The organism is Brevundimonas sp. BH3 (assembly GCF_045345115.1).
GTDB lineage: Bacteria > Pseudomonadota > Alphaproteobacteria > Caulobacterales > Caulobacteraceae > Brevundimonas.
Genome location: NZ_CP150796.1, coordinates 2775001 through 2796018 on the forward strand (window position 1 = coordinate 2775001; position 21018 = coordinate 2796018).

Consider the following 21018-nt stretch of genomic DNA (forward strand, 5'->3'; position numbering starts at 1 on the left):
CGTCAGGCCTGCACCACCCCGCTCTCCATCCGGAAGCGGGGTTTTTTCATGCTCGTTTCCAATCCCGCCTCCCCTTGCAAGCGACCAGAACCCACAAAACACAATGTCCGACCGCCCCGATCCGAAAAATCCCGCCAATGCCCGCAGTGCCCATGTCACTGATGGGCCAAGCCGTGCCGCCGCCCGCTCTTATCTGCGGGCGGCCGGTATGCAGGATGCCGATTTCAAAAAGCCGATGATCGGGATCGTGAACACCTGGTCCACGGTTACGCCGTGCAACATGCATCTGGACCGTCTGGCCAAGGATGTTCGTGCAGGTGTTACAGCTGCCGGTGGCTGGCCGGTCGATTTCAACACCATCGTCGTCACCGACGGTATCTCGATGGGCACAGCGGGCATGAAGGCTTCGCTGATCAGCCGCGAGGTCGTTGCCGATTCCATTGAGCTGGCCATCGAGGGGCACCAGCTGGATGGCGTCATCTGCATTGTTGGCTGTGACAAGACCATTCCGGCTGCGGCCATGGCTCTGGCCCGTCTGGATATCCCCGGACTGGTCTATTACGGCGGCACCATCATGCCTGGCCGTATCGACGGTCAGGAAGTCTCGGTTCAGGAGGTCTTCGAGGCCATCGGTGCCCACGGTGCCGGAACGCTGGATGATGCGGGCCTGAAAAAGGTCGAGAGCGCTGTCTGCCCGGGGGCCGGTGCCTGTGGTGGCCAGTTCACTGCCAACACCATGGCCATGGCCCTGTCGATGATGGGCATCTCGCCCATGGGGGCCAATGACGTTCCCGCTGTCGATCCGGACAAGGCCGCCGAAGGTTTCCGCTGTGGCCAGTTGGCGGTAGAGCGCGTCTTTGCCGGTGACAACGCCCGCAAATACATCACCCGTGCCAGCTTGAAGAATGCCGCCATTGCCTGTTCGGCCTCCGGTGGCTCGACCAATGCCGTCATGCACCTGACCGCCATTGCCGCCGAGGCCGGTATCGATTTCGGTATCGAGGACTGCCATCAGGCCTGCGTCGAGGCTCCGGTCATCTGTGACCTGAAACCGGGTGGACGTTTTCTGGCCTCGCATCTGTATGCCGCCGGTGGCACGCGCTTGGTGGCCAAGCGTCTGGCCGAAGCGGGCAAGATCGTGAACACCCCGACCGTTTCGGGGGAAAGCCTGTTTGCCGAAGCCGCCAAGGCCGAGGAAGCCCCCGGCCAGCAGGTCGTCACCACCGTCGATGCGCCCGTCATGGCGCGCGGCTCCTATGCGGTTATCTATGGCAATGTCGCCCCCGAGGGCGCGATCATCAAGCTGACCGGCCACAAGGTCGACCGCTTTACCGGTCCGGCCAAGGTCTATAACTGCGAGGAAGACGCCTTTGCCGCCGTCCAGTCGGGCGAGGCGGGCGAAGGCGATGTCATCATCATCCGTTATGAGGGCCCCAAGGGCGGCCCCGGCATGCGCGAGATGCTGCAGATCACCGCCGCCCTGAAGGGTCGCAAGGTCGAGAACGTCGCCCTGCTGACGGACGGTCGTTTCTCTGGCGCGTCCTACGGCTTCGTGGCGGGTCACATCTCGCCGGAAGCTGCCGTCGGTGGCCCGATCGCTCTGGTCGAGACCGGCGACACCATCACCATCGATGTTCCCAACCGCCGCATCGACACCGACGCCGATCTGACTGCCCGCCGCGCCGCCTTCACCCTGCGTGAACTGCGCGAGGCCCGCGGCGTCTTTGCCAAATACCGCGCCAGCGTCGCTTCGGCTTCGCAGGGTGCTGTGACCATCCCGAACCCGCCTCCGGCCCAGACGCCGGATCGCTATCAAACCACTCCCGCTACCCAGCCCGTTTCCGAGGACGCCTGAACCATGGCCATCACCATCTATACCAACGAGGACATCAAGCCGGGCGCTATCGCCGGCGAGAAGATCGCCATCATCGGCTATGGCTCGCAAGGTCGCGCCCACGCCCAGAACCTGAAGGACTCGGGCCATGACGTGATCGTCGGCGTTCGCCACGGCGGCACCGGCTGGAAACACGCCAACGAGGACGGTCTGACCACGGCTGAACCGGCCGAGGCTGTGAAAGATGCCGATATCATCGCCATCCTGACGCCGGACATGGTTCAGGCCGATGTCTATAAAGAGGTCATCGAGCCGAACGCCAAAAAGGGCTCGGCCCTGCTGTTCGCGCATGGCTTCTCGATCATCTATGGCCGTATCACGCCGCGTGACGACATGGATGTCATTCTGGTTGCGCCCAAGGGCCCGGGTGATCTGGTCCGCCGCGAGTTCCAGCGTGGTCGCGGTGTGCCGTCGCTGTTCGCCATCGAAAAAGATGTCACCGGCAAGGCCCGTGACCGTGCCATGGGCTATGCCAAGGGCAATGGCGGCGCGACCGGCGGCCTGCTGGAAACCACCTTCCGCGAAGAAACCGAGACCGATCTGTTCGGTGAACAGGCCGTTCTGTGCGGCGGGGCCAAGGAACTGGTCATCCGTGGCTTCAACACTCTAGTCGATGCGGGCTACCAGCCCGAGATCGCCTATTTCGAATGCCTGCATGAACTGAAGCTGATCGTGGACCTGTTCTACGAGGGCGGCATTTCCAAGATGCATCACTTCATCTCCGAGACCGCCAAATGGGGCGCTCTGGTTTCGGGTCCGCGCGTCGTCAATGACGAGACCGCCGATCGCATGAAGGACGTTCTGAATGACATCCAGTCCGGCGAGTTTGCCCGTCGCTGGATCGAAGAGAACGAGCAGGGCAAGCCCGAATACGAAGCCCTGATGCAGAAAGACCGCGACACCCAGATCGAAGAGGTCGGTGCCCGTCTGCGTGATCGTATGGCCTGGTTGCAGGCTTCCAAACCCAAAGCTGCCTAAGCGCTTCCCCCACGGACCCCGCCCAGATGACCGTTTCCACCATTCAAATGCCCGCCCACGAGACCACCGCCCAAACCGGTGCCAGCCTCGTCGTCTCCACTCTGGAGCGGATGGGCGTGGATGTGGTGTTCGGCTATCCGGGCGGGGCCATCATGCCGATCTATGATGCCATCGCCGGATCGGACGTGCGTCACTATCTGTGCCGCCACGAGCAGGGCGCAGCCTTTGCCGCCGATGCCTATGCCCGCACCTCGGGCAAGGTCGGCGTCTGTATGGCCACCTCCGGTCCGGGGGCCACCAATCTGGTCACCGGCATCGCCAATGCCATGCTGGATTCGGTTCCCATGGTCTGCATCACGGGCAATGTACCGCAGGCCGTCATGGGTACCGACGCCTTTCAGGAAGTCGACATCATGGGCGTGACCATGCCTCTGGTGAAGCACTCCTATCTGGTGCGCGATGCCATCGACATTCCGGCCATCATCGAGGAAGCCTTTCACATCGCCCGCACCGGTCGCCCCGGTCCGGTCCTGATCGACCTGCCCAAGGACATCCAGTTCCAGACGACGGCTGAAATCCGCGCCTTCCATCTGCCGAACGACAATGCCATCGCCGACAGCGCCACGATCAAGGCCGCTGCCGATGCCATCCGTTCGGCCAAGCGCCCCATTATATATATAGGGGGCGGTGCCAAGATTTCGGGCGCGGTCGAAACCGTGCGCGAATTCGCGGCCATGACTGGCATTCCGCAAGTCTCGACCCTGAACGCTTTGGGCACCATCCCGACGGGGCAGGACAATTATCTGGGCATGCTGGGCATGCACGGCACGCGTGCCGCCAATGATGCGGTTCAGGCGTCCGACCTGCTGATCGTTGTCGGTGCCCGTTTCGATGACCGCGCCACCGGCAAGCTGGCCGAGTTCGCACCCAATGCCGGTGTGATCCATTTCGATGTTGATGCATCCGAAATCGGCAAGCTGCGTGCGGTGGCTGTTCCGGTCGTTGGTGACCTGAAACCCAATCTGGAAGCCCTGAACCGCGAACTGGCGGCAGGTGACACTATTAATGTGCGCGACTGGTCCGACCAGTGCCGCGCCCAGATGGCGCAGTGTGCGGTTGATTATAATGCCCCGGGTGACGGCGTCTTCGCCCCTGCCCTGCTGAACCAATTATCTAAAATGGCAGGGCCGTCCTTCATCGCCGCGTGCGATGTCGGCCAGCACCAGATGTGGGTCGCCCAGCATTGCGAGTTCTCGCGCCCGCAAGCCCACATCACCTCGGGTGGTCTGGGCGCGATGGGCTTTGGCCTGCCTGCCGGTATCGGTGCCAAACTGGCCGATCCCGATGCCTGTGTCGTCACCATCACCGGCGATGGCGGTGTGATGATGAACATTCAGGAACTGGCCACGGTCAACCGCTTCAAAATTCCGCTGAAGATCGTGCTGCTGGACAATTCGCGTCTGGGCATGGTGCGCCAGTGGCAGGAGTTCTTCTTCGAGCGGAACTTCTCGGAGATCGACCTGTCCGACAACCCCGATTTCGTGAAGGTGGCCGAGGCCTTTGGCATCGAAGCCTTCCGTGTCGACCACAAGGATCAGGTCTCCGACGGCCTGAAACGCCTGCTGGAAACCGACGGTCCCATTCTGGCGCACGTCATTATCAATCCCGAAGACAATGTCTGGCCGCTGGTGCCGCCGGGCAAGAACAACTCTGAAATGATGGAGGGCTCGCGATGAGCAATACGATCCACATCCAGATCGACCGTGCTGACGGTTCGCTACAGCGCCTGATCGGTCTGGTGGAGCGTCGCGGGTTTGAAATCCACGGCATGAGCATGACGGATTTCCACACCGGCATGGGCGGCGACTGGCGCACCCTGACCCTCAATGTGGCCAGCCGCGACGGCACGCGCTGCGTCGACAATCTGGGCCGGCAGATCGACCGCCTTTTCGGGGTTCGTCGCGTCGAGGACACCGCTTCGGCCAACGCCGCCTAAGTCCCGAATATCGAGCCCCCTATAATTATTAAAGTATGCCGGATGCGTCCGGCCCTTAAACACGCGGCCCCGCCGCAGACTGGACTGACGAAACAATGAAGCCGCTGGCCCAAAAAATCTGGTTCAATGGACACCTGACGGCATGGGAAAACTGCACCGTCCACGTCATGAGCCACGCGCTTCACTACGGCACCTCGGTATTCGAGGGCATCCGCGTCTATGACACTCCGAACGGTCCATGCGGTTTTCGCCTGACCGACCATGTGCGCCGTCTACATGACAGCGCCCGCATCTATCACTTCCCCATGCCCTATTCGGTAGAGGAACTGGTTCAGGCGTGCCGCGATACCGTCGCTTCCGAGGGGCTGAAGTCGGCCTATATCCGCCCGCTGGCCTTTTTGGGCGCATGCGGCATGGGCGTGACCCCGTCACCGGATGCCATCAAGACCGACATCATGATCGCGGCCTTCCCGTGGGGGGCCTATCTGGGTGAGGAAGCTCTGGAAAAAGGCGTCGATGCCTGTGTCTCAAGCTGGAACCGCGTCGCCCCCAACACCATCCCCAGCGGAGCCAAGGCGGGGGGCAACTATCTGTCCGGCTATTTGATCGGTCGCGAGGCCCGCCAAGGTGGCTATGGCGAGGGTATCGCTCTAGGCGCAGACGGCCTGTTGTCCGAAGGCGCGGGCGAGAACCTTTTTGTGGTGCGTGACGGTGTGCTGATGACCCCGCCGTCCTCGTCCTCGATCCTGCAAGGCATCACGCGCGATAGCGTCATCAAGCTGGCGCGTGGTCTGGGCTATGAGGTGCGCGAACAGTCGATGACCCGCGAGAGCCTGTATGTCGCCGACGAGGTCTTCATGACCGGCACCGCCGCCGAAATCACCCCCGTTCGCTCGGTTGATGGCATCCCCACCCGCGCCGCCGGCCCCGGTCCGGTGACCAAGGCCGTAAACAAGGCTTTCCGTGGTTTGTTCGACGGTAGTACCCCTGATCGCTACGGTTGGCTTGAACCGATTCATCAATCGGTTAATGCATTAGATAACGCGCAGTTTGAGCCAGCCTGAGATCATGTCGAATACGCAGCCCCAAACCCTGTATGAAAAAGTCTGGCAACGGCACGTCGTCGTTCCCGAAACCGACGCCACCCCCGGTGTGATGTATGTGGACCTACATCTGGTTCACGAGGTCACCTCGCCGCAGGCCTTTGCCGAACTGGATGCGCGAGGTCTGAAGGTGCGCCGCCCTGATCGCACCTTTGCCACGCTGGACCACTCCACCCCGACCCTGCCCGCTGGGCCGGACGGCAAGCTGCCCTATGTGACCGAACAGGCCCGCAAACAGGTCGAGACGCTGGAAACCAATACCAAGCGCCACGGCATCGAACTGGCCGGTTGGGACAGCGACCAGCGCGGCGTGGTTCACGTCATGGGCCCCGAACTGGGCCTGACCCAGCCGGGCATGACGGTCGTTTGCGGTGACAGCCATACCGCCACCCATGGCGCGTTCGGCGCTCTGGCCTTTGGCATCGGCACTTCGGAAGTCGGCTATACTCTGGCCACCCAGTGCCTGATCCAGCGCAAGGCCAAGACCCTGCGTGTGACGGTGGACGGCCAACTGCAAAACGGTGTCTCGGGCAAGGATGTGGCTCTGGCCATCATCGCCACCATCGGCTTTGGCGGCGGCACCGGCTATGTCATCGAATATGCCGGTGAAGCCATCCGCTCGCTGGACATGGAAGGGCGCATGACCCTGTGCAACATGTCCATCGAAGCGGGCGCGCGTGCGGGCATGATTGCGCCGGACGAAAAGACCATCGAGTGGCTGCGCGGCCGCCGCTTCGTGCCGGCCGACTATGAGGCAGCCGCCAAGGACTGGCTGTCTCTGGCCACTGATGAAGGCGCGGTCTTCGACAAGGAAGTGACGCTGGACGGCGCAAAAATCCGTCCGATGGCGACGTGGGGCACCACCCCCGACGCCGCCATTCCGGTTGGCGAGGCCGCCCCCCAGCCTCAATCCGAATCCGATGCCAAGGCGCTGGCCTATATGGGCTTTACCGCCGGACTAGCCATGACCAGCGAAAAGGTCGATGTGGTCTTTGTCGGCTCATGCACCAATGGCCGCCTGTCGGACATGCGCATCACAGCTTCGGTCCTGAAGGGCCGCAAGGTCGCCGATGGCGTGCGGATGTTGGTCGTCCCCGGCTCCGAAGCCGTGCGCCAACAGGCCGAAGCCGAGGGTCTGCACACCATCGTCACTGCCGCCGGTGCCGAATGGCGCATCCCCGGTTGCTCCATGTGCATTGCCATGAACGGCGATGTCGTGGGTGAGGGCCAACTGTGCGTCTCGACCTCCAACCGTAATTTCGAAGGCCGTCAGGGCAAGGGTGCCCGCACCATTCTGGCCAGCCCTGCCACCGCCGCTGCCAGTGCCATTGCCGGTCATCTGGCTACCGCCGAGGAGATCGTCTGATGGAACCTTTTGCCAAGCTGACCTCCAAGGTCGTTGTGCTGTCACAGGCCAATATCGACACCGACCAGATCATCCCTGCCCGCTTCCTGACCACCACCACGCGGGAAGGTCTGGGCGATCAGGCGTTCTATGACTGGCGTTACGAAGCCGACGGCTCGGCCAAGCCTGAAGCCATTCTGAACCGCATCGACCCCAGCGAGCACCGCATCCTGCTGGGTGGCCCGAACTTCGCCTGTGGCTCCTCGCGTGAACACGCCCCTTGGGCCCTGCTGGACTATGGTTTCCGTGCCGTGATCTCGACAGAGATTGCCGACATCTTCACGTCCAATGCGCTCAAGAATGGGCTTCTGCCCATCGTGGTCTCTCAGGATGTCTGGGACGATCTGGCGCAAAATCAGGACCAGCCTGTCACCATCGATCTGGAGAACAACCAGATTCAGCGCGGCAATGCCGCCCCTGTCGACTTCAAGGTCGAGGCCTTTGCCCGCCAGTGCATGCTGGACGGTGTCGATACCCTCGGCTGGCTTATGGCCAAGGACGCCCAGATCACCGCGTTTGAATCCAGCCGAAATGACCCCAGCCCCCAAAGGACAGTACCATGAGCGAGAAACGCAATTTCAATATCGTCGTCCTGCCGGGTGATGGTGTCGGCCCAGAAGTTACCAAGGCTGCCCAGCGCGTCCTGACCTGCGTGGGCGATATCTATGGCCATACCTTCAGCTTTACCGAACACCTGATCGGCGGCGTCGCCATCGATGCCACCGGCACACCGCTGCCTGCGGAAACCGAAGCCGCCTGTCTGGCCGCCGACGCCGTGTTGCTGGGCGCGGTCGGTGATCCCAAATATGACGGCAAACCGGTTCGCCCCGAACAGGGCCTGCTGACCATCCGCAAAGCCATGGGCCTGTTTGCCAATCTGCGCCCGTTGCAGGTGTCTCCGGCCCTGTCGCATCGCTCGCCCCTGAAGCGCGAGATCGTCGAGGGCACAGACCTGCTGGTGTTCCGCGAACTGACCGGCGGCGTCTATTTCGGTGAACGCACCCGCACCGACACCTCGGCCTCCGACCTGTGCACCTACACGGTCGAGGAAATCGAACGCGTCACTCGCGCCGCCTTCAAGGCCGCCGAGCAGCGTCGCGGCAAAGTCACCTCGGTGGACAAGGCCAATGTGATGGAAACCTCGCGCCTGTGGCGCGAAACCGTCACCCGCATCCATGCCGAAGAATTCCCCAATGTGACGCTGGAACATGCCTTGGTGGATTCCGCCGCCATGCACCTGATCCTGCGCCCGCGAGACTATGACGTCATCCTGACCGAGAACATGTTCGGTGACATCCTGTCGGATGAAATCTCGGTGCTGGGCGGCTCTATCGGTCTGTTGCCCTCGGCCTCTCTGGGCTCGGACGGTCCGGGCCTGTTCGAACCAATCCATGGTTCTGCGCCCGATATTGCAGGACAGGACAAGGCTAACCCGATCGGAACCATCCTGTCGGCAGCCATGATGCTGCGCCACAGCTTCCAGCTGGAAGACGAGGCAGACAGCATCGAGGCGGCCGTGGCGGCGGTTCAGGCCTCCAATCAGGTCACCCGTGATCTGGGCGGCGAACTGGGCACCGAAGCGGCCACCCGTGCGGTTGTCGATGCCATCCGCGCCATCCACTGGGCGGCTGCCCGCCATGTGCCGATGCATTGGGCCTAAGCGCGTCTAAGCCGGACAAAAGAAAAGGCGGATCCATATGGATCCGCCTTTTTTATTGGGCATCGACCTCGGCCTGAAGAATGGCCCCGAAACGTTTTACCATCGCCCGTCGGTCTTCTTCGGGCACGATCGAATAACCGTCGGTCATTTCACGACTGATGGCCACGCCCATAATCATGCCCGCCACCAGACGCGCACGTCCCGCCGCATAGGGACCGCCAAGCCATTCGGTCAGAGGCTCGAAGAAGTTGGCATTGGATGTGCGGTGGACAATATCCATCGCCTTGGACGAACCGATCGAGCGCAGCAGGATCAACAGGCCGCTAAAGCCCGCGCTCTCGTCATCCTCGGCCGGACCAAGAATGATTTCATGCGCCACACGCTCGCCGAACGAGCTGCGATCACCGTCCATCAGGTTGCGCTTGTTCTTGCAGCTGTCCAGCACTTCGATGAACAGATCTTCCTTGCCGCCGAAATAGCGCGAGACCAAAGCCGCATCCACGCCCACATCACGCGCAACATCACGCATGCCCACGTCTTCGTAGGAATGCGCCATAAAACGCGTGCGGGCCGCATCGAGTATGGCCTGTCGCGTTGCAACCGCATTGCGCGAGCGATGTTTAACTTCAGAATTCAACGCGTGGCTCACTGGAACAAGTGTCACAGTATGGCTTTGTCATCAGCTGTTGACAAGGCTTGTATGTCTACGCTTTAAGTCCACACCTGTTGACTGGGTGCCTCCTCCCTTTTTCGCGCGTTCAGTCAAAAACTCGAGTTTATACCCCAGGAGATTGTGCCGATGCGCACGGTTAAGATCGCAGTGGCGTCTGTCCTAGCGACAGCAGCCCTCTATGGCTGCTCAAAAGGTCAGGAAGCGCCGGCCCAAGGCGCACCGCCTGTCACAGTTGCGACCGCTTTGTCACAACAGGTTGTTGACTGGGACGAGTTCACCGGCCGGTTTGAAGCCACCCGTAATGTCGATGTCCGTGCGCGCGTAGGCGGCTACATCCAGCAGGTCCATTTCAAAGACGGTGACTATGTCCGTCAGGGCCAGTTGCTGTTCACTCTGGACCCGCGCCCTGCCCAGGCTGCACTGGCCAGCGCCCGCGCCCAACTGGCACAGGCTCAGGCCCAGTCCGCTCTGGCCAAGGCCGATCTGGCCCGCGCCGAAACCCTGCTCAGCTCGCAAGCCGTCTCGCAAGCCGAGTTCGACGCCAAGAAGGCTGCTGTGCAGACCGCAGATGCCGCACTGGCCGCCGCCAATGCCGCCATCCGCGCCCGTACGCTAGACCTCGAATTCACCCGCGTTACCGCACCGATTTCAGGTCGCGTATCCGACCGCCGCGTCGATCCGGGCAACCTGATCGGTGGCGGTTCCTCGGCCGGCGACATCCTGACGACGATCGTCTCAAGCTCGCCGATCTATTTCGTCTTTGACGGTTCCGAAGCGACCGCCCTGAAATACCAGCGCGAATCCGCCAAGGGGGCTGTGCCGATCAAGGTGCGCTTGCAGGACGAAACCGAGTTCACCCATGCCGGTACGCTCGACTTCACCGACAACGCCATTGATCCGGCCTCGGGCACGATCCGTCTGCGTGCCGTGGTTCCCAATGCCAATGGCTTCCTGAAGCCGGGCATGTTCGGCCATGCCCAACTGGCCGGTGCTGCTGCGTACCAAGCCATGCTGATTCCGGATTCGGCCATCATTGCCGATGGCCCGCGCCGTCTGGTCTACACGGTTGCCAAGGACGGCACCGTCGGTGCCAAGCCGGTCCAGCTGGGCCCGGTCGTTAGCGGCCTGCGTGTCGTGCGCACGGGTCTGACGCCGGATGATCGCGTCATTATCAATGGCCAGCAACGCGCCCGTCCAGGCCAGAAGGTCACCGCCCAGAACGGCGAGATCAAACCTTCCGATGCCGCTGCCAACCCGGCCCCGACGACTGCTGCGTCGACGGCCTCCTCCGCCACCTTCGTCAACGCAGGTTGATGAAAGCGAGGCTTAAAGGCCGGAAACACAAGTTATGAATTTCTCCCGCTTTTTCATCGATAGGCCGATCTTCGCGATCGTTATCGCCACCTTCATCACACTGGTGGGGGCGTTTGCCTATCCGAACCTTCCACTGGCGCAGTATCCCGACATTGCACCACCGACCATCACCATCAATACGGCCTATCCGGGTGCCTCTGCCGAGACACTCGCCGAAACCGTAGCTGCGCCGATCGAGCAAGAAGTGAACGGCGTCGAAGGCATGCTTTACATGTCCTCGTCTTCGACGGCAGACGGCGCAGTTTCCGTGACTGTGACCTTCGAGCCGGGCACCGACCTCGATACCGCGCAGGTTCTGGTCCAGAACCGTGTGGCTCTGGCCGAAATGCGCCTGCCCGAAGAAGTGCGTCGTTCGGGCGTCATGGTGAACAAGGCTTCCAGTGGCTTCCTGATGCTGGCCGCCATTGTTTCCGACGATCCGGCTATCGACACCACCTATATCGGTAACCTTGCCAACTCGACCGTGCGTGACCGCCTGTTGCGTATCGACGGTGTAGGCTCGGTTCAGGTGTTCGGTAGCGGCAATTATGCCATGCGTATCTGGATCGATCCGACCAAGGCTGCTGCACGCAACCTTTCGGCACAGGACATTGTGGGCGCATTGCAAGCCCAGAATATCCAGGCTGCCGGTGGCTCGCTGGGTCAGGCTCCCTATCCAGAAAATCCGGCCCAGTTCCAGACCCCGATCGACCTTCAGGGCCGCCTGAAAACGCCTGAAGAATTTGGTCAGGTCGTCCTGCGCACCGATGCACAAGGTCGCGTCACCCGCCTGTCCGATGTGGCCCGTATTGAAATCGGCCCGCAGGACTATGGCGTCAACGCCACCTTCGACGGCAAGCCGGGCGTGGGTATGGGTATCATCCAGCAACCGGGGGCCAACTCGCTCTCCGCAGCCAAGCTGGTGCAGGCCGAACTGGACGAAATCGCCAAGGACTTCCCGCCGGGCGTCCACTATACCATCCCCTACAACCCGACCGAGTTCGTTCAGGCCTCGGTGGACTCGGTGATCCACACCGTGTTCGAAGCCGTCATTCTGGTGGCGATTGTGGTGCTGGTCTTCCTGCAAACCTGGCGTGCGGCCATCATTCCGGTGGCGGCTATTCCGGTGGCGCTGGTGGGTACCTTCGCGGTGCTGTTGGGCCTTGGCTACTCGATCAACTCGCTGTCGCTGTTCGCACTGGTTCTGGCCGTGGGTATCGTCGTGGACGATGCCATCATCGTGGTCGAAAACGTCGAACGCTATATCCGTGAGGGCCTGACCCCGCGTGAGGCAGCCTATCGCTCGATGGCCGAGGTTTCGGGCGCTCTGGTGGCCATCTCGCTGGTGCTGACCGCCGTGTTCGTGCCGACCGCCTTCATGCCGGGTATTCCGGGCATCTTCTATCGTCAGTTCGCTGTGACCATTGCCACAGCCACCCTGATCTCGCTGCTTCTGTCGCTGACCCTGTCTCCGGCTATGGCTGCTCTGCTGCTCAAGCCGCACAAGGCCCACGATGAACACGCCTCCCGCAAGAAGGGTGTACTGGGCACTGTTGGTTATTATGTCGGCTGGGCCGGAAACAAGTTCAACACCGGTTTTGACTGGCTGTCGGATCGCTTCGGCGCCCTGACGGCCCGTCTGGTCCGTATGGTGGCTGTGGTTCTGGCCGTCTATGTGGGCCTTCTGGCCCTGACAGGCTGGCGTCTGGTGGATACGCCCTCGGGCTTTATTCCCGAGCAAGACCAAGGGGTCCTGATCGGCGTTATCCAGCTTCCGGCTGGTGCCTCTCTGGAACGCACCTCGACTGTTCTGGACCGCGCCCTGACCATCATCAACGGCAACGAGAATGTTGCCGAAGTGGCGGCTCTGGCCGGCCTTGACGGCTCCAGCTTCTCGCTAAGCTCCAACTCGGCCACAATGTTCATCAAGCTGAAGGATTGGGACGACCGTCCGAAGAAGGATCAGGCCGCTGCGGCTTTGGCCGGTGCCCTGACGGGTGCCGCCGCCCAGATCCAGGATGCGCAAATCTTCATGCTGTCACCCCCGCCTGTTCAGGGCATGGGTAATGGCGGCTTCAAGATGATGATCCAGGACCGTTCGGGCGCAGGCTACAAGGCCCTTGAAGGCGCAACCTTCGCCATGATGGGTGCCGCCGCGCAAAACCCGAACGACGTCCAGCAAGTCTTCTCGATGTACAATACCGGCTCGCCGCGTATCAGCGCCGATGTTGACCGCGACAAGGCTCTGATGATGGGCGTCCAGCCTTCTCAGGTGTTCGGTACCCTGGGCATCTATCTGGGTTCCAGCTACGTCAACGACTTCAACTATCTGGGCCGCACCTTCCGTGTGACGGCACAGGCAGAACCGATGTATCGCGATGACATCTCCGACATCGCCAACCTGAAGGTACGCGCCAACTCGGGTGCCATGGTGCCGGTGGGTGCCGTAGCCAACCTGTACGAGTCTTCGGGCCCGTCGCGTGTGGTACGTTACAACCTGTTCCCAGCTACCGAGCTTCAGGGTCAGGCGGCACCGGGTATTTCCTCGGGGCAGGCCCTGACCTTCATGGAAGGTCTGGCCGAGCAGACCCTGCCGAGCGGTTTCGGTTACGAATGGACCGAAATGGCCTTCCAGGAAAAAGCCGCCGGTTCTTCGGCTGTGATGATCTTCGTGCTGGCTGTGGTGTTCGTGTTCCTCGTGCTGGCGGCCCAGTACGAAGCCTTCACCCTGCCTCTGGCCGTTATCCTGATCGTGCCGATGTGTATTCTGGCCGCCCTGCTCGGGGTGAACCTGATGGGGCTGGATAACAACATTCTTGTTCAGGTGGGTCTGGTCGTGCTTGTCGGTCTGGCCGCCAAGAACGCCATTCTGATCGTCGAGTTCGCCAAACAGGCCGAGGACGAGGAAGGCCTCAATCGCTTCGACGCCGCCGTTCAGGCTGCTCGCCAGCGTCTGCGTCCGATCCTGATGACCTCGTTCGCCTTCATCTTCGGTGTTCTGCCGCTGGCTGTGGCCACCGGTCCGGGCGCCGAGATGCGTCAATCGCTGGGCATCTCCGTGGTGTCGGGCATGATTGGTGTGACGATCTTTGGTCTGATCTTCACGCCGGTCTTCTATGTCGTGTGTCGCTGGCTCGCAGGCAAACTGCCCCAGGGTCCGCAAAAGGAACGTCAGCTGCCAACCACCTTCGGCTCGACCCCGCACGATCCTTTTGACCCCAATGATACGGATCCGGCTCCGGCTGTTCCGCGTCCGGGAGATGCATAATGTCTGCTAAACTTCGCAACCTGATGGTGGCCGCCGGTTCGGCAGCCCTGCTGGCAGCCTGTGCTGTTAGTCCCAAGCCTGTGGTCCCGACCACACCGGTTTCATCACAAGGCGATTTCATCGGCTCCCAGTCTGCTGCGGTTTCGACCGCAGCAGTACAGGGCGACTGGTGGCGTCTGTATAACGATCCTGTTCTGGACGGCCTGATCGAACAGGCACTGGCCGAGAACAACCAGCTTGAAGCGGCAGCCGCCAATCTGCGTGCTGTTCGCGCCTCGCTGTCGGAAGCCCGCTCAAACCGTCTGCCATCCACGACGGTGACGGGGGCAGCCAATCGTAGCCAGTCCTCGACCATCACCAATCCGGCTGCTGGTGGTGCCGAACTGCCGGAAGTCGACACCTATGATGTCGGTCTGGACATGTCCTACGAGATCGACCTGTTCGGTCGCGTAGAGTCCACCATCCGCGCCGCCCGCGCCGACCACCGTGCTGCCGAGGCGGCGCTGGAGGTTGTGAGGGTGACCGTGGTGGCCGAAACCGCCCGCGCCTATGCCGATACCTGCGCCCTCAACGCACAGGTGGCGGTCGCCGAGCGCAATATCGGTCTGCAAGGCCAGACAGCCGATCTGACCCTGAACCTGCTCAATGCCGGTTCAGGCAATGGTCTGGATGTGGCCCGCGCCCGTGCGGCCCTGGAGCAAACCCGCGCCACCCTGCCGCCTCTGCGCGCTGCCCGTGATGCGGCTCTTTTCCGTCTCGCCACCCTGACGGGCCGCACGCCCGCCGAGGCCAGCGAAGCGGCCAAGGCCTGCAACACCACACCGCAGTTGTCGCAGCCGATCCCGGTGGGTGACGGTGCGGCCCTTCTGGCCCGTCGCCCCGACATCCGTCAGGCCGAGGCCAAGCTGGCCGCCGCCGGTGCGCGTGTGAATGTGGCCACTGCCGGCATGTTCCCGTCCATCCGTCTGGGCGGATCGCTGGGTTCAACGGCGCTGGATTCATCCGATCTGGGCAATGACGAGAATTTCCGCTTCTCGGTCGGCCCGCTGATCTCGTGGTCCTTACCGAACGTATTCGCCGCCCGCGCCCGTATCAAACAGGCCGGTGCACTCGCCGATGCCGCTCTGGCCGATTATGACCAGACGGTTCTGACCGCGCTTCAGGAAACCGAAACCGCGCTGTCGGCCTATGCCAACGAACTGGATCGCCAACGTGCCCTGCGCACCGCCCGCGATCAGGCCAAGCGTGCCGCCGAGTTGTCGCGCCTGCGTTTCGACGCCGGTGCCGACAACTTCCTCAGCGTACTGGATGCCGAACGCACCCTTGCCGGTGCCGATGCAGCTCTGGCCGGTTCAGAACAGTCAGTTGCCAATGCACAGGTCACCCTGTTCAAGGCACTGGGTGGTAGCTGGACGCAAGACAACTAGGCCTTCACAGCCAACCAAAAACTTAACGCCCGGCAAATCTTCTTTGTCGGGCGTTTTTTATGATCACGATCTGAAAATTTATCACTCCAAGGGTGATGACGCGAAGATGCTTCGGCATTAGTCATTAAGCGTGACCCTGACCGCTGATATCCGTTCCGACCTGACCTCCACTCCCGCCACGGGCGCGACGTCGCCACAGGCTGGCTTCGATCAGGCCCGCAAGATCGTGCTCAAGATTGGCTCGTCCCTGCTGTTTGATGCCCGCCGCAAGGAGGGCAACCGTGCATGGCTGGCCGCCTTGGCCGAGGACATTGCCGACCTCAGACACGAAGGCCGCGAGATCATTATCGTCTCGTCCGGTGCCGTGGCCCTTGGCCGTGCCCGCATCCAGACTGACCCGCGCAAGCTGGCCGATAAACAGGCCGCCGCCGCCGTCGGCCAGAGCCTGCTGATGAAAGCATGGGAAGAAGCGCTGGCCCCCCATGACCTGATGGCCGGCCAAATCCTTTTGACGCGTGACGATACCGAGCGGCGCCGTCGCTGGCTGAATGCACGCGCCACCGCACAGGCGCTGTTGGCCCATGGCATCATCCCTGTGGTCAACGAGAACGACACCGTCACCACCGAGGAAATTCGTTACGGCGACAATGACCGTCTAGCCGCCCGCACCGCGCAACTGGTTCAGGCCGATCTGCTGGTCCTGCTCAGCGATGTGGACGGTCTCTATACCGCCGACCCGCGCCGCGATCCTGACGCCAAGCACCTTTCCGTCATTGAACGCCTGACCACCGAGATTTTGGCCATGGGTACAGGAGCCAATAGCGATGCAGGCGTCGGCACGGGCGGCATGGCCACCAAGCTGGCCGCTGTGCAGATCGCAGGCTCTGCCGGATGTGCCACCCTGATTGCGTCTGGTCTGCAACGCCACCCCATCAAGGCCGTGCGAGACGGGGCCAGGTCCACCTTGTTCCACGCCTCGTCCACACCTCTGGCGGCTTGGAAACAGTGGATCGCCGGAAGTGTTGATCCTGCCGGAAGCCTGACGCTGGATGACGGTGCCGTGCGCGCTTTGCGGGCGGGTAAGAGCCTCTTGCCATCTGGTGTGGTCAAACTGTCAGGCCGGTTTGAAAAAGGCGACAGTGTGCGACTGCTCGATCTCACCGGCACCCGTCTGGGCGTCGGCCTGATCAACTATCCGCATGACGATGTGGCCCGCATCAAGGGCCAGCATTCGGACGATATCGAAAAGCTGATCGGCTATCGCGGCCCGTCGGTCGTCGTCCATCGCAACGATCTAGTTCTGGAACTGTAATGAGCGACCTGACCACCGCCATGCTGGCGCGGGGCCAGCGCGCCCGTAATGCCGCCCGTCTATTACGCGAAGCCTCAAGCGAGGCCCGCACCAAGGCGCTGCGCCTGCTGGCGAACAAGCTGCGCCACAATGCCGATGCCATCCTTGCCGCCAATCAGCGCGACATCGACGCCGGTCGCGCCAATGGCATGACCGAAGCCCTGCTGGACCGGCTGGCGTTGAACCCCGACCGCGTCGAAGGCATAGCCTCTGCGGTCGAGATCATCGCAGAGGTTCAAGACCCGCTGGGCGTCGAGACCGAACGCTGGACTGCGCCCGTCAACGGGCTGGATATTGCCCGCGTTCGCACCCCCATCGGTGTGCTGGGTATCATTTACGAGAGCCGCCCCAATGTGACCGCCGATGCCGCCGCCCTGTGCATCCGCTCGGGCAATGCGGCGATACTGCGCTGTGGTTCGGACTGCCTTCAGTCGTCACTAGCGATTGCTGCCATCATCGGCGAGGCACTGGTCGAAGCGGGTCTGCCCGCGGACGCAGTACAGTTGGTCGATACGCCGGATCGCGCTGCTGTCGGCCTCATGCTGTCGGGACTTGAGGGCACTATCGACCTGATCGTTCCGCGTGGCGGCAAGAGCCTCGTTGGCCGCGTGCAGGCCGAGGCACGTGTGGCAGTACTTTCGCATCTGGAGGGCATGAACCACACCTATGTCCACTCCGGTGCCAATGCCGACATGGCCCGCGCAGTGGTCGTGAACGCCAAGATGCGCCGCGTCTCGGTGTGCGGCGCGACCGAAACCCTGCTGATCGACGAGTCCGTAGCTCCTGAACTGCTTCCGCTGATTGCAGCAGACCTGTCGGCCAAGGGCTGCGAGTTGCGCGGAGGCGAGAAGGCCCGTGCCATCGTCCCTGAAATGGTCCCGGCGTCCAACGAGGATTGGTCCACCGAATACCTCGCACCTGTGATTACGGTAGGCATCGTCGACAATATCGACCACGCCATCAGGCACATCGAAACCTATGGTTCGGGCCATACCGAGGCGATCATCACCGATGACCTCGACGCCGCTGCAACATTCCTGAACCGCGTGGACAGCGCCATCGTCGTCCACAACGCCTCGACCCAATATGCCGACGGCGGCGAGTTCGGCTTCGGCGGCGAGATCGGTATCGCCACAGGCCGCATGCACGCCCGCGGCCCCGTCGGTGCCGAGCAGCTGACCACCTTCAAATATGTGGTCCGAGGCCAAGGCCAGACCCGCCCGTAATCTCGGACACCACAGAAAAAGGCCGGAGCAAAACTCCGGCCTTTCCCATGTTCGCACCTTAACGCCCCTCAAGCAGCCCGATAGGGCGATAGGGGCAAGTATCAAGCTTATGCTCAACCCCGCTGTGGCAGAGCATAAGCAATCACATAGTCACCGCGTGGTGTCTCCATGAAGTGGTGACCACCGGCCATGATGACTAAGTACTGGCGGCCATTCTGCTCATAGATCATCGGATTGGCCTGACCACCGGCGGGCAGCACGTCCTGCCAGACAGTCTTGCCCGTCTCGATGTCGATGGCTCGGATCAGATCGTCGGTCGCCGCAGCGATGAAGATCAGACCGCCTGCCGTGACAACCGAGCCGCCGTTGTTCGGCGTACCGATTTCAACCGGCAACATGGACGGGATGCCGAACGGGCCATTCTTGCGCGCCGTACCAAACGGACGATCCCAAAAGGTGCGTCCCGTGCGCAGATCAATAGTGCGGATGCCACCATAGGGCGGCTGTTTGCACAACAGGCCGGTGAACTTTACCCGCCAACCGGCATTGACGTCGATGGCATAGGGCACACCCGTTTGCGGATCGCCTGCCCCCTCGGCCTTGGACTTGGACAGGTTACCACCACGATTGGCCGCTTCTTTCTCGCGCTCGATATAGCGGGGGTCATCACGCGGGAACCAACCGCGTTTGTCGGCCTCGGCACGCGGCACCAGAATATTGTGGTTAGGCATATCGTTATAGTTGGCCACGATCACACCGCGCACCGGATCAACCGCCACACCGCCCCAGTCCGAACCGCCATTATAGCCCGGATACTGGATGTAATGGCGATCTGCCGTCGGCGGCGTGAAGAAGCCTTCATAAGCCGCCTGACGGAACTGGATACGACAGAACATCTGGTCAATCGGCGACATGCCCCACATATCGCGCTCGGTCAGATCGGCCTTGCGCAGGGTGTGGAATTTCGAGGTCGGCTGGGTTGGTGTGCGCTGTTCCGGTTCAACACCGCCCTGCGGCACCTTGATGTTTTCAACCTCGTGCAGCGGTTGGCCCGTCCGGCGGTCCAGCACATAGATGTCACCCTGTTTGGACGGCAGGATCACAGCCGGAACCATGGTCCCGTTCATAGGCATATCGACCAGCGTCGCCTGCGAGCCAAGGTCATAGTCCCACACATCCTTATGGACGGTCTGGTAGTGCCAGCGCGGCTTGCCCGTGGTCACATCCAGCGCCACCAGCGAGGTCGAGTATTCGTTCTCTGCCGGACGACGGGTGCCGGAATAATAGTCAGCCGCCGAATTACCCATCGGCAGGAAGACCAACCCCAAGGCTTCGTCCGCCGTGGCCGTGGTCCACATATTGGGCGTGCCCGGCGTGTAGGTCTGGCCTTCCGGCGGCAGGGTCGTGGTTTCGGGACGCATCATGTCCCATGCAAAACGCACAGCCCCCGTCACGGCATCAAAGCCCTGAATAACACCCGAAGCATTCCAGCGGCGCTGGCCATCCAGAACCTGATGGCCCGTCACCACAATGCCGCGCACAATCACAGGGGCCGAGGTAATCGACACCATGCCGGGATAGGGATCGCCCATGCCGTGCTTGATGTTGACAGCGCCGTTCTGGCCAAAGTCCTGACAGGGCTGGCCGTTGCGGGCATCGACCGCAATCAGGCGACCATCCAGCGTGCCTTCGATAATGCGCGAGGCACAGGGCTGGCCCGCATCGACATTGGGCATCTGATAGTGGGCTACGCCGCGACAGGCCGCCGTATAGGGAATCTGATCGTCAGAAACCTTGGGATCATAGGTCCATTTTTGCTCACCGCTTGCAGCATCAACGGCAAACAGGCGGTTACGCGCCGAGCAAAGATAAAGGGTATCACCGATCTTGAGCGGCGTGGTTTCCGCCCCCCAGCGTTCTTCAGGCAGGTCGCCCGTGCGGAACATCCATGCCCGTTCCAGCTTGCCCACATTCTCGCGAGTGATCTGCGTCAATGGCGAATAGCGTTGTGCACTCTCCGAACCGCCCCATGCGGGCCAGTCACTATTGACCTTCAACACAGCGGGATCACCGATCATATCCTGACCGGCTGCCGGTACGGGATGGGTAATGCTTGCCCGATTGGCAAATCCAACAATCACACCGCCAAGGATACAAACCACGGCGAGGGCTCCAAAACCGCCCAACACAGTCAGTCCGCCGCGCTCGCGTTTCAATCCACCGAGGGCGAAGATGACCGGTACCAACAGCACCAGCGGCGCAATCACACGCGGCACCAACGCCCAGCCGTTCAGGCCGACCTCCCAGATCGCCCAAGCCACGGTGCCGATCACAATCAGCACATACAGCCACGCGCCTGTTATATTTCGCATGAACAGCAGGACACCACTGACCACCATCAGGGCACCGGTCAGCAGGTAGTAATAAGACCCGCCCAGTATCGCCAACTGGATACCGCCAATCACCAGCGTCAGCCCGATGATGGCAATCACGACGCCCAGAATTCGTATCAGGATGCTTCCAACGCCCGCACCGCGTTCAACCCTCGCCATGACAGCTCCTCCCTGAGATGCATGGGAGATTGAACCCCGCCGGAAGAACTCTGTTCCGCAATGCGCGCGCACGCCTTCCACCTGCGCCATCAACAATTGCGACACACTCTCAACTAGACTGAATATTTATGC

15 protein-coding genes are annotated in these 21018 nt (G+C 61.9%); 13 read left to right on the forward strand and 2 right to left on the reverse strand.

What is annotated here, in order from left to right; genetic code table 11:
- Positions 1 to 103: 103 nt before the first annotated feature.
- The 8 genes from WEU32_RS13560 (at position 104) to leuB (ending at position 9036) form a co-directional block, all read left to right on the forward strand.
- The gene (locus tag WEU32_RS13560) at positions 104 to 1855 is read left to right on the forward strand and encodes a dihydroxy-acid dehydratase (protein ID WP_406852258.1); all 1752 of its coding nucleotides are present in this window, start codon (positions 104 to 106) and stop codon (positions 1853 to 1855) included.
- A 3-nt stretch (positions 1856 to 1858) separates the two neighbouring features.
- Complete coding sequence (ilvC, locus tag WEU32_RS13565) at positions 1859 to 2872, forward strand: ketol-acid reductoisomerase (protein ID WP_406852259.1); 1014 nt, start codon at positions 1859 to 1861, stop codon at positions 2870 to 2872.
- 26 nt (positions 2873 to 2898) lie between these two features.
- The gene (gene ilvG / locus WEU32_RS13570) at positions 2899 to 4608 is read left to right on the forward strand and encodes an acetolactate synthase 2 catalytic subunit (protein WP_406852260.1); all 1710 of its coding nucleotides are present in this window, start codon (positions 2899 to 2901) and stop codon (positions 4606 to 4608) included.
- Positions 4605 to 4868: an ACT domain-containing protein gene (locus tag WEU32_RS13575; protein ID WP_406852261.1), complete on the forward strand. Its 264-nt coding sequence runs from the start codon at positions 4605 to 4607 to the stop codon at positions 4866 to 4868. Before ilvG ends, WEU32_RS13575 begins: the two co-directional genes overlap by 4 nt.
- A 95-nt stretch (positions 4869 to 4963) precedes the next feature.
- A complete protein-coding gene (locus WEU32_RS13580) occupies positions 4964 to 5932 on the forward strand; it encodes a branched-chain amino acid transaminase (protein ID WP_406852262.1) in 969 nt (322 codons plus the stop codon).
- Positions 5933 to 5936: 4 nt separating this feature from the next.
- On the forward strand, positions 5937 to 7337 hold the full coding sequence (leuC, locus tag WEU32_RS13585) for a 3-isopropylmalate dehydratase large subunit (RefSeq protein ID WP_406853457.1): 1401 nt from the start codon (positions 5937 to 5939) through the stop codon (positions 7335 to 7337).
- A complete protein-coding gene (leuD, locus tag WEU32_RS13590) occupies positions 7334 to 7939 on the forward strand; it encodes a 3-isopropylmalate dehydratase small subunit (RefSeq protein ID WP_406853458.1) in 606 nt (201 codons plus the stop codon). Before leuC ends, leuD begins: the two co-directional genes overlap by 4 nt.
- Positions 7936 to 9036 (forward strand): 3-isopropylmalate dehydrogenase, encoded by a 1101-nt coding sequence (gene leuB, locus WEU32_RS13595; RefSeq protein ID WP_406852263.1) that lies wholly within the window; start codon positions 7936 to 7938, stop codon positions 9034 to 9036. The genes leuD and leuB overlap by 4 nt, the downstream gene beginning before the upstream one ends.
- Before the next feature lie 52 nt (positions 9037 to 9088).
- Here leuB and WEU32_RS13600 read toward each other — a convergent pair whose 3' ends face one another.
- Positions 9089 to 9673, reverse strand: a complete 585-nt coding sequence (locus WEU32_RS13600; protein WP_312139101.1) for a TetR family transcriptional regulator — start codon at positions 9671 to 9673, stop codon at positions 9089 to 9091.
- A gap of 162 nt (positions 9674 to 9835) precedes the next feature.
- On the opposite strand from WEU32_RS13600, the gene WEU32_RS13605 reads away from it, so the two are divergent.
- The 5 genes from WEU32_RS13605 (at position 9836) to WEU32_RS13625 (ending at position 18334) form a co-directional block, all read left to right on the forward strand.
- Positions 9836 to 11023 (forward strand): efflux RND transporter periplasmic adaptor subunit, encoded by a 1188-nt coding sequence (locus WEU32_RS13605; protein ID WP_312139103.1) that lies wholly within the window; start codon positions 9836 to 9838, stop codon positions 11021 to 11023.
- Between the two features lie 34 nt (positions 11024 to 11057).
- The gene (locus tag WEU32_RS13610; RefSeq protein ID WP_406852264.1) at positions 11058 to 14330 is read left to right on the forward strand and encodes an efflux RND transporter permease subunit; all 3273 of its coding nucleotides are present in this window, start codon (positions 11058 to 11060) and stop codon (positions 14328 to 14330) included.
- Entirely contained in the window at positions 14330 to 15757 is a 1428-nt protein-coding gene (locus WEU32_RS13615) for an efflux transporter outer membrane subunit (RefSeq protein WP_406852265.1), read from the forward strand. The genes WEU32_RS13610 and WEU32_RS13615 overlap by 1 nt, the downstream gene beginning before the upstream one ends.
- A 160-nt stretch (positions 15758 to 15917) precedes the next feature.
- Positions 15918 to 17069: a glutamate 5-kinase gene (gene proB, locus WEU32_RS13620; protein WP_406853459.1), complete on the forward strand. Its 1152-nt coding sequence runs from the start codon at positions 15918 to 15920 to the stop codon at positions 17067 to 17069.
- Positions 17069 to 18334, forward strand: coding sequence for a glutamate-5-semialdehyde dehydrogenase (locus WEU32_RS13625; RefSeq protein WP_406852266.1), 1266 nt, complete (start codon positions 17069 to 17071; stop codon positions 18332 to 18334). The genes proB and WEU32_RS13625 overlap by 1 nt, the downstream gene beginning before the upstream one ends.
- A 113-nt stretch (positions 18335 to 18447) precedes the next feature.
- On the opposite strand, the gene WEU32_RS13630 is transcribed toward WEU32_RS13625, so the two are convergent.
- Positions 18448 to 20886, reverse strand: a complete 2439-nt coding sequence (locus WEU32_RS13630) for a membrane-bound PQQ-dependent dehydrogenase, glucose/quinate/shikimate family (RefSeq protein WP_406852267.1) — start codon at positions 20884 to 20886, stop codon at positions 18448 to 18450.
- Positions 20887 to 21018 lie beyond the last annotated feature (132 nt).

What these genes read in the sequence shown, in the direction of transcription:
- WEU32_RS13560 (WP_406852258.1), top strand. Translation starts at nt 104, where the DNA reads ATGTCCGACCGCCCCGATCCGAAAAATCCCGCCAATGCCCGCAGTGCC.
- ilvC (WP_406852259.1), top strand. Translation starts at nt 1,859, where the DNA reads ATGGCCATCACCATCTATACCAACGAGGACATCAAGCCGGGCGCTATC.
- ilvG (WP_406852260.1), top strand. Translation starts at nt 2,899, where the DNA reads ATGACCGTTTCCACCATTCAAATGCCCGCCCACGAGACCACCGCCCAA.
- WEU32_RS13575 (WP_406852261.1), top strand. Translation starts at nt 4,605, where the DNA reads ATGAGCAATACGATCCACATCCAGATCGACCGTGCTGACGGTTCGCTA.
- WEU32_RS13580 (WP_406852262.1), top strand. Translation starts at nt 4,964, where the DNA reads ATGAAGCCGCTGGCCCAAAAAATCTGGTTCAATGGACACCTGACGGCA.
- leuC (WP_406853457.1), top strand. Translation starts at nt 5,937, where the DNA reads ATGTCGAATACGCAGCCCCAAACCCTGTATGAAAAAGTCTGGCAACGG.
- leuB (WP_406852263.1), top strand. Translation starts at nt 7,936, where the DNA reads ATGAGCGAGAAACGCAATTTCAATATCGTCGTCCTGCCGGGTGATGGT.
- WEU32_RS13605 (WP_312139103.1), top strand. Translation starts at nt 9,836, where the DNA reads ATGCGCACGGTTAAGATCGCAGTGGCGTCTGTCCTAGCGACAGCAGCC.
- WEU32_RS13610 (WP_406852264.1), top strand. Translation starts at nt 11,058, where the DNA reads ATGAATTTCTCCCGCTTTTTCATCGATAGGCCGATCTTCGCGATCGTT.
- WEU32_RS13615 (WP_406852265.1), top strand. Translation starts at nt 14,330, where the DNA reads ATGTCTGCTAAACTTCGCAACCTGATGGTGGCCGCCGGTTCGGCAGCC.
- WEU32_RS13625 (WP_406852266.1), top strand. Translation starts at nt 17,069, where the DNA reads ATGAGCGACCTGACCACCGCCATGCTGGCGCGGGGCCAGCGCGCCCGT.
- WEU32_RS13630 (WP_406852267.1), bottom strand. Translation starts at nt 20,886, where the DNA reads ATGGCGAGGGTTGAACGCGGTGCGGGCGTTGGAAGCATCCTGATACGA.